11 protein-coding genes are annotated in these 9,523 nt (G+C 43.7%); 3 read left to right on the top strand and 8 right to left on the bottom strand.

All coding sequences use genetic code 11. The annotated features are described in order from the left end of the window. The 4 genes from ACCI49_RS22365 to ACCI49_RS22350 form a co-directional block, all read right to left on the bottom strand. Positions 1–1,941 (bottom strand): hemagglutinin repeat-containing protein (locus ACCI49_RS22365; RefSeq protein ID WP_371841452.1); only part of this gene is annotated, 1,941 nt, incomplete at its 3' end. A gap of 19 nt (positions 1,942–1,960) precedes the next feature. Continuing rightward, entirely contained in the window at positions 1,961–4,327 is a 2,367-nt protein-coding gene (locus ACCI49_RS22360) for a hypothetical protein (RefSeq protein ID WP_371841451.1), read from the bottom strand. Positions 4,328–4,930: 603 nt separating this feature from the next. Next, a complete protein-coding gene (locus ACCI49_RS22355; protein ID WP_371841450.1) occupies positions 4,931–5,206 on the bottom strand; it encodes a hypothetical protein in 276 nt (91 codons plus the stop codon). Positions 5,207–5,265: 59 nt separating this feature from the next. Next, positions 5,266–5,556 carry a hypothetical protein gene (locus ACCI49_RS22350; protein ID WP_371841449.1) on the bottom strand — a complete coding sequence of 97 codons (291 nt, stop codon included), beginning with the start codon at positions 5,554–5,556 and terminating at the stop codon, positions 5,266–5,268. A gap of 376 nt (positions 5,557–5,932) precedes the next feature. Between ACCI49_RS22350 and ACCI49_RS22345 the strand changes: the two genes are divergently transcribed. Continuing rightward, positions 5,933–6,262 carry a hypothetical protein gene (locus tag ACCI49_RS22345; RefSeq protein WP_371841448.1) on the top strand — a complete coding sequence of 110 codons (330 nt, stop codon included), beginning with the start codon at positions 5,933–5,935 and terminating at the stop codon, positions 6,260–6,262. A gap of 299 nt (positions 6,263–6,561) precedes the next feature. Here ACCI49_RS22345 and ACCI49_RS22340 read toward each other — a convergent pair whose 3' ends face one another. Both ACCI49_RS22340 and ACCI49_RS22335 read right to left on the bottom strand, forming a co-directional pair. Further along, positions 6,562–6,738 (bottom strand): hypothetical protein, encoded by a 177-nt coding sequence (locus tag ACCI49_RS22340; protein ID WP_371841447.1) that lies wholly within the window; start codon positions 6,736–6,738, stop codon positions 6,562–6,564. 72 nt (positions 6,739–6,810) lie between these two features. After that, a complete protein-coding gene (locus ACCI49_RS22335; protein WP_371841446.1) occupies positions 6,811–6,972 on the bottom strand; it encodes a hypothetical protein in 162 nt (53 codons plus the stop codon). Between the two features lie 197 nt (positions 6,973–7,169). Here ACCI49_RS22335 and ACCI49_RS22330 point away from each other — a divergent pair, with 197 nt between their 5' ends. Further along, the gene (locus tag ACCI49_RS22330) at positions 7,170–7,859 is read left to right on the top strand and encodes a hypothetical protein (RefSeq protein WP_371841445.1); all 690 of its coding nucleotides are present in this window, start codon (positions 7,170–7,172) and stop codon (positions 7,857–7,859) included. Here the strand turns inward: ACCI49_RS22330 and ACCI49_RS22325 are convergent, their stop codons facing one another. Continuing rightward, positions 7,860–8,132, bottom strand: coding sequence for a hypothetical protein (locus tag ACCI49_RS22325; RefSeq protein ID WP_371841444.1), 273 nt, complete (start codon positions 8,130–8,132; stop codon positions 7,860–7,862). A gap of 404 nt (positions 8,133–8,536) precedes the next feature. Here ACCI49_RS22325 and ACCI49_RS22320 point away from each other — a divergent pair, with 404 nt between their 5' ends. After that, positions 8,537–8,869, top strand: a complete 333-nt coding sequence (locus tag ACCI49_RS22320; protein WP_371841443.1) for a response regulator receiver protein — start codon at positions 8,537–8,539, stop codon at positions 8,867–8,869. 106 nt (positions 8,870–8,975) lie between these two features. Here the strand turns inward: ACCI49_RS22320 and ACCI49_RS22315 are convergent, their stop codons facing one another. Continuing rightward, a complete protein-coding gene (locus tag ACCI49_RS22315; protein WP_371841442.1) occupies positions 8,976–9,434 on the bottom strand; it encodes a hypothetical protein in 459 nt (152 codons plus the stop codon). Positions 9,435–9,523 lie beyond the last annotated feature (89 nt).

Raw genomic sequence — 9,523 nt, 5'->3', positions numbered from 1 at the left:
GCCTGCGGCAAGAGCAGCATTCCACCAAGTTGTTCCGGCTAGACTTGATCCACCAGAGGCTACCGCCATCGCTACAGTAATAACAGCAGCAAAAGCCGGGGAGATACTGGTACTAGATTCATTCCATTTGTCGTATTGGAGCTCAATCGCCGTCCAGTCCGCATCGGGGAAATTCGTGCGGACCTCGGCCATCCATTCCATGCCTTCAAGCTTGGATAATTCAGCAATTTGCTCATCAAGGGAAAGCTCAGGGTTTCCCTCATACTCTACTGAAATACCACCAACAGCCTCAACAGAGAACCCTCCAACAATAGAGTTTGGAATACCAGTCTCAATTGCATGACCTCTACTCTCAGTCGAAACTGTGAACAGCCCCTTCTTGACAGAGGTGTAACTATAATGGTCCGTTTCGGTTGTCATCAACAAGTTGACTTTACCGCCCAAAGCCTTAACTTCAGTGCCTGAGCCACTTTTAATATCCGCAGCTCTAAGAGTGATATCACCGAATTCACTGTGCAGACGTATACCTTTGCCCGCATCTAGCAATGAACGAATAGCTACTGTTTGATATACCGACTCCTCAATCTTTCGTTTACCAAACTTTCCTTTCTTATAAGATTGAGTCACATTGAGATTGTCTTCAACGGTAATTCCAAGACCCGCTAATAGCTCGATATGGCCATTGTCACTAACAATCTCTGAGGCATCAATCAGGATATTTCCCTGCGCAATCATTGAGATTGCATCGGCGGCAGAAACCTTGGAAGCCAAGTGAGAGATCGTGGATCGTTGATAAGATATACTTCCTGATGATCCCTCCCTATGATTGGTAATCTGTTGACTACCAATATATATATCGCCTCCAGCTTCAAATCTGATTGTCTCTCCAGCAGAAACGACCGAGCCAAGTAGAGTAATATCACTACTGGTTTTAAAGAAAATATCGCCGTTGGCATTAATCTCAGCAATCGGCCCAAACCGCTCAGACTGAAGGCTGCCTAAGTTGTAACGATGAACGATGGTACGATTTTCAATGGAGTGCGCTCCAATAATCAAGTCTCCATCACTTTCAATTAGACCCGATATATTCTGTACAACCCCCCCAGCAACGATTTTTAGGTCATCTTCAGCAATTAAGTTTCCTTGGTTGTTAACTAGGTTTTCTGCAACTTTTAAGAAGGCATTTCGACGGAATGTGATGTCAGAATTGTTAATCTGTAGTCCGCCCAACTCAATGAGATTACCACCAAATTCATTCTCATCGCCTGTGACTTGTCGCGACTCAATAGTAGAGGACTTCAAATAAAGAATGGGTACCAGCACATTTTCACTATTGATATAGCGTATTTCTGGCCAGATCATGTCGGCGGTGATTTGCTCGGTAGTTAAACCAAAGGGCTCGCCAAATATTTTACCGGTAATTAAAGCATGGTTATAAGCATTATCATATAGCTTACTAATTTGCTCCTGCTCTGTGCCGTAAACTTGAGTATTGATCAGATTTCGGCCCAGTTGTGCGTACACTTGCGAGCGAATGTAACGACTCTGAACAAAATTAGTTCCAACTCGTTTTCCCAAAGGATAGTGTGGCATTATGATCGTAATATCGCCCACCCTAATAGGAATCATTAACGGGTCTGAAAGGTTTTCTTTACTGGATTCCTTTAAACGCTCAAAGAAGGTCTCAATACTGGCATCTGACTGATGTGCATTCGTATTGAGAAAGTCAGCGGACTTAAACTGATACTCACTACTTTCCTCTTGTTGAAACAAATAATTGGTATTTAGTTCGGCTTCAATGAGCGCTGAATCTAACATACCTATAACACCTGCCATTGCAGGCATACATAACTGCATTGAGAAAAAGAAAGTCACCAATGAAGCGATAATTCGTTGCCATTTGGTGTGGCTAGATTTTTCCATCTTATTTTCGGATTTCATCTTTATGCTCCCTAAACTCCTAGCCCCACCAATTAAACTCTTCATCAAAGAAACTCAGCACAGCATTCTTTATTTTTTCCATATACGCAATAACGATATCGATAATTGACTCACTCTTAATTGTTGATGAAAAACAGGAATCGTCAACCGGATCGCTAGCGTTCACAATACAAGTGTTTTTAATAATCTTAACTTCATCCTGATCTACACTTTGATAGAAGCTGTAGAAGGGAACTCCATTCTTGTTGTATTTTGTTTGGTCACCATAGGGTATGTAGAATTCCTTGGATTTATAGTCAGCAAGTGCGAGATTTTGATAATAGGCAATGGGGTCATGCTTTGACACATTGACAGTCGTCTGCGGGCCGATAAAGTTACCCTCTACATGAAATAGGGACTCTTTTTCGTCCTGATTGACTCGAACTATTGTATGCTCAACCTTCTTGCGCTCACCTGGCTCTAAACAAGCACCATTTCGACCCTCCACTAAACAAGTTTCATAAATAGTTGTATAGGTCGTATAGGAGAGTTGAGAAATAGCTACACCTAATTCTTTTAGTTTGGGAGTGTCTAATGTAGCGTTGCCAAACACTTCAAAGAAAGCGGTATTATTGATAAAACCAGTAGCCGCTTTAAGATTAAAGTCTCCAATTGAGTGGATCAATCCAGGCGGAGAGTAGTAGTAAAAATTTTCCTCCCATTCGTCGGACTCTCGCTCAATGATTATTTGGGATCGATATCGCTCATTGGTTAACAAGCTTGTATCGATGTATACTGCACCCAACTGGTTGAGCCGCATAACAGCGGAAGAATTCACTACATAGTTATCTGCTTTAATGAACAGCTGTGTTTCCGCTGACACCATTACTTGGTTAGCCAGGGATGCATTCAGTGGTACGCCACTCGACCAATCATCACCCGGTGCTTTGTAGACGTAGTAGGGATTAATATTTTCAAAAGCTTTAGCTTTTACTGTAAGCCGATTTGATAAGATATTTGCAGCGAGTGTTTCCGCCTTTTGTTTACCCTGTGCTTCATTAGCTTCCAATCCAAGAGCAAAAAAGGTGCCTAATTCCGCAGCGCTAATGTTGTCTATATCCCAGCTGAGCAAGTTATTGTATTGATTATATTCGCTCAAGAATGGGGTTCTGGAACCGTTGCGAACTAGGCCATTCTGTGACTTAAGATTTACTAAATTACCTTGAATAATACCGCCGAAAGAATTCAGTAGATTGTCGTCAACGGAGATATCAACACCGGCAAACCCTTTTATCTCTCCTTTATTGAATACATCATTTGCGGCAATCTCAGTTTTTGTCGTCAGAATACTTGCATCACTGATAATTTGATTTTTTGCAAGTACTGAAAGGGTGTGGGCATTTATCGCTGCACTATTGCTTAAGATTAAGCTATCATAGGATTGCAGTGTAACCTTATTGTCTGATGCCAACCGGCTATTGATTACCAATGGCGAACCAAAGCTCTGAATCAATATCGACTCTTCATTAATAACGGGCACATCACGGTAGTTGGTCGAAAATACAAGGTCACTACTTGTATCGATATCTGTACCAATTCTGTACCAGGTATTTGCCATGGTGACCGTTACTGCGGTAGAGCGAATGGCTCCATTCAAAAGTAAAGAGGTGGAAGGTTGGGCCTGAGAGGGGATATTTGTAATTTCTCTAGATTCAAACGCCAGCGAGTAATTACCTAGGTACACGTTGACCGCACCACCACCAATTTTGTAACGGCCTGAAGCATCACTAACGTAGTCTCCACCGTCGGTCCGAGTAGCATTTTGGTGCGTATTAATCTCACCACTGAGGCTGATATAACGCCCTAGAGTATCGACTGATATAGCTCCAGGTGCAGTCAACTGCGTGATATTGACTGATCCAGAGAGCTTAATATTACCAATGCTACTAGCACTATCTGACAACGTTGAGTTGAGAGTGCCTGCGGCGAGAGCAATTCGTTGAAAGTTGCTAAAGCTACATCCTGAGCAGGAAATTGCCGCGCTGGAACTATCAGTAATAAAAAGAATATCAGCAGGCTCGCCTACCAATTCAATACTGCTGGCCAAAGCTATGTTGTTTGAATAAATAACAATCAACTTGGCTGGATTATCCCCTGACCCCGAGAGCTCGGGAAGATTGAGCACCCTTAGGGACTTCCCAGAAACCGAAAATGTAGAAAACCGGTTAATAGAAATACCTGCACCGTTAGGAGGCCTGATAGTTAGGATATCTACATTCGCATCTTCTGCACTTGAAATCAGATTGATTTCTGCATTGTGTTGGGACGTGGGTGTAATTTGTGTAGCTGTTGCCACGTCACCAACGTAAAGAAGAATCCATAGGCTTAACTTTAGCCATGATTTCATAATAAGGTTACCCTTTAAGTAAAAGTAGGTTTTTGAACCTAAGGAAGTTTTTATTCTTGTCGAAGAGGTTGGCCACCAAGAATGTATAATAATCAGTTCAGGCAAAGCTCAACTACACCAAATTGCTTTACACCCAGATTTCGCCAAAGGCCTACCAGCAGCAGACAGTTATACCCTGATATATTGAGCAAGATTAGAACACCTATATCGGAAAATTCTAGGCTGGGATTTTGGATGCTATTGATCAATTTGGGAAGCCCTAACACTCAATTAAATTTACATTTTCCACTAATAACGGAAATCGATAGTCTTAATACTGTCATTAAAAGCCAACCATAAGGAGAGAGTGATTCCCTATTCACCACCTGAGACGGCAAGCCCTACTTGGTCTTTGAGTATAAAAGATGGCTTTTGACTAGCCCGGCAAGCATACTCTTCGAACTATTTAATTGGTTTTTGAACAAACCTATTGATCTGCGAGTGCCTTGTCAGGGTCGACATAACGCCAACTGCCATCCAGATTGCGCCCTACCAAGTACTCCATACCCATCTCATCGTTAAATTTCTCAACCTGCGCGCCACCCTTTTCTGAGCCAATATGAGTCAGTTTACCCAGGCGCTTATGAATTTGCGCATAGGGCCGGCCTTTGTGAACACAGCCAAGCGCAGATCACTACTCCACTTATATTCCGGGCCTTTCTTTAGCGCCAGGGCAAGCTGGTCTAGCTTGCTGTTAAAGCGCTCTTCCAAATCTTGTCGATAGGCCGCGCCAGCGTTGGTCACTGCGGCTATCTTCAAGGCCCCGCCGCTCCCTTTGGTAAACATATACTTTTTCGGCGCGAGCATCTGATCTGGCCCGACTTTTTCTTCGCTCGTCACTGGATTTCAGGCCCTCTATAAACTGTTAGCCCTGGAAAAACCCATTTGCCGCATTGGACCTACTCAATCCAGACATTGCCCGCCCCTAAAAAAGTGCACCGACTGCCAGCCCGGCAAGCGCACCGATTACTGCACTTCAAGGCCCCACCTACTGCGGTTCCCTTGGCGGCCATCATGCCGATATCTCCGCCGGCTCCCATATTGGTGCTTTTCTGTTGTTTTTCGGCCGCTGCGATTTGCCCATTGCGCAGTTCCCGCCCACGCTCCTGCAGGGCAACCTTTTCCATGCCCTGCATCGCATCCCGCTTCACCCCGCGGCCAACACTAATTAATCCGTAACTTCCACTCATCGCTATCAAACTCCTGTGAAACCCGGAACCTCTATGATGGGGCTATGGGCAACGATTGCGCGGCAGCGCCCCCTTTGGTAAGCTCTCTCGCCCCGCGACACCTAAAATCCCACCCAAAGTGGCTGATGTAGGCGGGCGGTAAATATACGAAGCTTCATTAGCCCGTGAAATGTAGGAAGTTGAAGTGTACTTAAGTAGCTAAATGCGCTTCTCAGTACTTCGTCTATTAGGTGTAAATACCGGATAAGATCGTTATAGATGGTGATCCCCCTAGAGGAAGGTCACTTCATTAGTTAATGTCCATCCTGGAGCCACATAAGTTGCTACCTACCTAATTTTTCGGTGAACAAGCTATTTTAATTTCAGTGGAATAATTATGAAAAAATTGCTTTCTATATTGTTTTTATTAATTTTTAGTTCTAGCGCACTTGCAGATCGTGCATGGTATCGCGGTACGATTAATAGAATATGGACTCTTGGTTCAGATGGCAGTTTTATTATTACCCTCAAAGAAACTTCTGTCCTTAGTGATTGTAAATGGAATTACGCGTACTTTACATTAACTGAACAAACCCCCGAGAAACTGAGAAATTCTTTGACTTTAGCATTATCTGGGTTTCACGCAGGTACAACCGTTGGTCTTGAAATTGACAAGGATTTGCACGGTGAACTTTGCCAAGCGTACAGTATTGACCTTATAAAATAATCATAATGAGGTAGCTAGCCAAAGATGCTTCTCCTTCGGCTACCTCAACACCCTGCATTGCATCTCTACGGCCAACACTGATCAGTTCATAACTTCCACTCATAGTTACCCCCATCACTAATTGCTTCCCGAAGCCCAACAGCGGTAGCGAGGCTTTCCTGATGGTCTTGCTTAGCGCCGCTAAACTCGACCCAGCCCTACTGACTGGCTGAGCCCTCGGCAAAATCCATAGCCGCCTCACTGCCCTTGGCATCCACTCGGTCCATATAGCCTTGCTCAAGGCCGGAATACTTTCGCTTTTAGTGATTCCGTTTTTCCATGACCACCTGCGCACAGGCTTTTTCATCAGTAATTTCTTTAACCTTGCTATCGCCCCTCTTATGAAATAAACGGCGAAACCGGAAAGGCTGAAAACTGGTAATTTCCCCATCACCCAGTAACTTGGGAGCAAACGCCACATCAGTTGGATCAATCACAGAGGAATTCTCAAAATAGTAAAGTTTCCATCGGTGCGATATCGCTGAAAAGCCAGGCGCTGAGCGTATTTATCAAGTGCTGGCAATACCGTCCAAATATTGAACACAACAGGCACCCACATCCTTGGCCAACTGCTTCACCTGTACAAAATGGGTGCGGATTTCTTTGTCAGCTTTGCCGTAGGCTGCCCAGACTTCAATAATGTGTTGACCACCTCCGATTTTTGGGCACAAAACGCCAAACTCTCTTTATCTGCAAACAAAAAGGCCCGCTCCTTTGCTAGAGCGCCCAAATCTGGCATCGTTGCTCTTCGGTCAGTTGTCGGTAGCTTTCTGTCATCACTTAATCTCTTGGTGGAGAAGAAGCGGCAGATGTTACCTTCAGCTGGCCGTTCTTTTCCAGAAGGTTAACTGATGCACTTCAGAGCTGAATGCAGGGAGTAAAAGAATTAACTAACCCTGACGAATACACAGTAGCCTCCTCCTTATTAAATGGTGGAATAGTAGCTGTGGGTTATCCTGCGGTTACTGCAGCTATGAATTCTTTGAGTAGTGGCGCATTGGAATCAGCAGCACTAGTAGGGATTGAAACTGCCACAATTGGGGTAGTGGTTGCAGCGGCTGCGATAGTAGTTATTGCAATCGGCTTACTTGTTCTTTGGTTGATGAAAAAACCGGCAACATGTGCAGTGCTTATCGTAAACGAGACGGATGCTGATCTGGCTTTCAATAGTGGACATAATGTTCATGGCAAGCAAGGCACTCATACCAAAAGACTGCGTAAGTCATGGTTTCCAGATAAGAACTGCAATGCAGGCTTCTACTCTGCTATGAGACATGATAATAGTATTACCCATGGTTCTCAATATGGTTTCACATTAAGCGGCTTGAGTAGTGGACTCGTAGGCATTGGAGTTGAGTGCCCTTTGACCGGTGTACTTGGTGGTAATAATAGAGCTTACTGTAGCTTTGATGAGAGTGCTGAACAAATAACTTATGCCGTAAATGATCACGATGAGTTATCAGACTCTGCCAGTAATGGCGACTACCGAGCTTCCATTCGTTGTAATTCAGGCTCTGGCTCCATCGCTTATTTCATAGGCAGGATCTATAAAGCTTAATCAGTCAGCCCGGTCTTCTTTGATGCGTCTGACCACTTCCGGTTTCGGTACAATGGCAGCGGTATACTTATGGCTTTCATCTATTAGGTAATCGCTGCCTTTGAAATTATCGATGGTCTTAAGCATGGCCATATTCTTCATGGCTGTATCGGCAAGCTTCATCCAGTTAGCCGGGATGTACTCCAGCAGATCATTCGTTACTGTCTCACCTCCAGAGAGGGCTTTGATATCGGCGCTTTGGTGGCTCAGTCCTCGCTTTGTTCTGGGGGCCATCAGGCCATTGCTATCCAGGTTCTGGAGGTAGGATGAGAGTTACCAATTTGACCTTTTTAAGGTTGGGTTTTGCCTCGGTGGGCGTAGGTGGCTTTTCCTCAAGGAGGTCTGCCAACTCTTCATGCTCTGCCTAAAGAGAAATCATCGGCTTCGGACCATTATCCTCATAGCCCCATTTCTTTTGCGGACTTATTGCCGATGTATTTATTTGGCGCAGTGGGTTCAGCTATTGAAGATATCCAGATTTAGAGCCCAAAGAAGTGGGCTCGTAGGGTTTTCTATGATCGGGTAAAAATGTAGAATTGAGGGTTAACTCCAGGTACTCTCGCCTATCAGGAATCAATTAATATAAGGCTGATGCGGACAATTGACTGATTGGCCGCAAAATTACGGATTAAGTTAAGATGTTCAGGTTTAAAGCATTCATTATTTCAATACTATTTTCCCTTTCGGCGACAGCAGAACAAGCGACATATACTTCTACAATATCAAAAGTATATCCACTTGCCGATGGCGGTTTTATAGTAGCCTTCAAAGAAGATTCGCCAAATTGCCCCAGGAATCTCACCCCGAAATATCACAGTGTAGAAGTAGGGAAAAACGGTGTAACCCAAGAAGGATTAAATTTAATATTTAGTGCTGCATTGGCAGCAGGAGCATCTGGAAAACCAGTCACAATAGTTTTTGATGGCAGCTCAGAAAATTGCTATATCAATAGATTATCAGTTAATTTCTAACTTTTTCTCAAGCACAGTACTCAGCCATTCCCAATCTTAAACTTATAGTTACTCTTCCCCTACTTTCAAGTGGAAGAGTAACTGTAAATCTTCCCACCATCATCTGTCACGCAGATTCAGCTCTCAGAATTTTTCTAGCTTTCTCAACATTTTCTGCGATTGGCTTCAGCAAAAATGGTGCGGCACACGAAGCTTGTAGAACTCCTTCAAAGTTTGATAACTTGAATGGGTATTGGTCTTCAATGATACTCTGACCACTCACCTTTACAGACGCCACCAAATAGCGATCCTCATCCAATTGGACTGGCAACCCAAAGGTAGAATTAGTCCAGAAAAGATCCACGATAGAGCCATCGTGCTTCCCAAACAGCTCTTCTTCTACCGAAAAGGTTATTAAAGCATGCCTTGGCATTCCCGTGTATCTATTCCTGCCTACAACGATGTACTTTTCTACCTTACCAATAAAGACATGGTCAGCAGAAAGCATGTTTTCAAAAACAAAATTTTTAATTACAATACAAGCAGTGGCGTCAGGACCATTCAAAAAAAGCAACAATAAAATCAATCTAATCCGAAGCATAATTTTGATAACTAGAGTTTAGAGTTTCATGGGTCAAAAAACGGACAAAAACTAGCTTGACATAGAGGCGAAGA

Source organism: Microbulbifer epialgicus, assembly GCF_041447265.1.
In the GTDB taxonomy this organism is placed as follows: domain Bacteria; phylum Pseudomonadota; class Gammaproteobacteria; order Pseudomonadales; family Cellvibrionaceae; genus Microbulbifer; species Microbulbifer epialgicus.
This window is presented reverse-complemented; position numbering and strand designations above follow the sequence as displayed.

Bases quoted from the DNA above. Each gene is read 5' to 3' on its own strand.
- ACCI49_RS22360 (WP_371841451.1), bottom strand. From the start codon at position 4,327: ATGAAATCATGGCTAAAGTTAAGCCTATGGATTCTTCTTTACGTTGGT.
- ACCI49_RS22350 (WP_371841449.1), bottom strand. From the start codon at position 5,556: ATGAGTGGAAGTTACGGATTAATTAGTGTTGGCCGCGGGGTGAAGCGG.
- ACCI49_RS22345 (WP_371841448.1), top strand. From the start codon at position 5,933: ATGAAAAAATTGCTTTCTATATTGTTTTTATTAATTTTTAGTTCTAGC.
- ACCI49_RS22330 (WP_371841445.1), top strand. From the start codon at position 7,170: ATGCAGGGAGTAAAAGAATTAACTAACCCTGACGAATACACAGTAGCC.
- ACCI49_RS22325 (WP_371841444.1), bottom strand. From the start codon at position 8,132: ATGGCCCCCAGAACAAAGCGAGGACTGAGCCACCAAAGCGCCGATATC.
- ACCI49_RS22320 (WP_371841443.1), top strand. From the start codon at position 8,537: ATGTTCAGGTTTAAAGCATTCATTATTTCAATACTATTTTCCCTTTCG.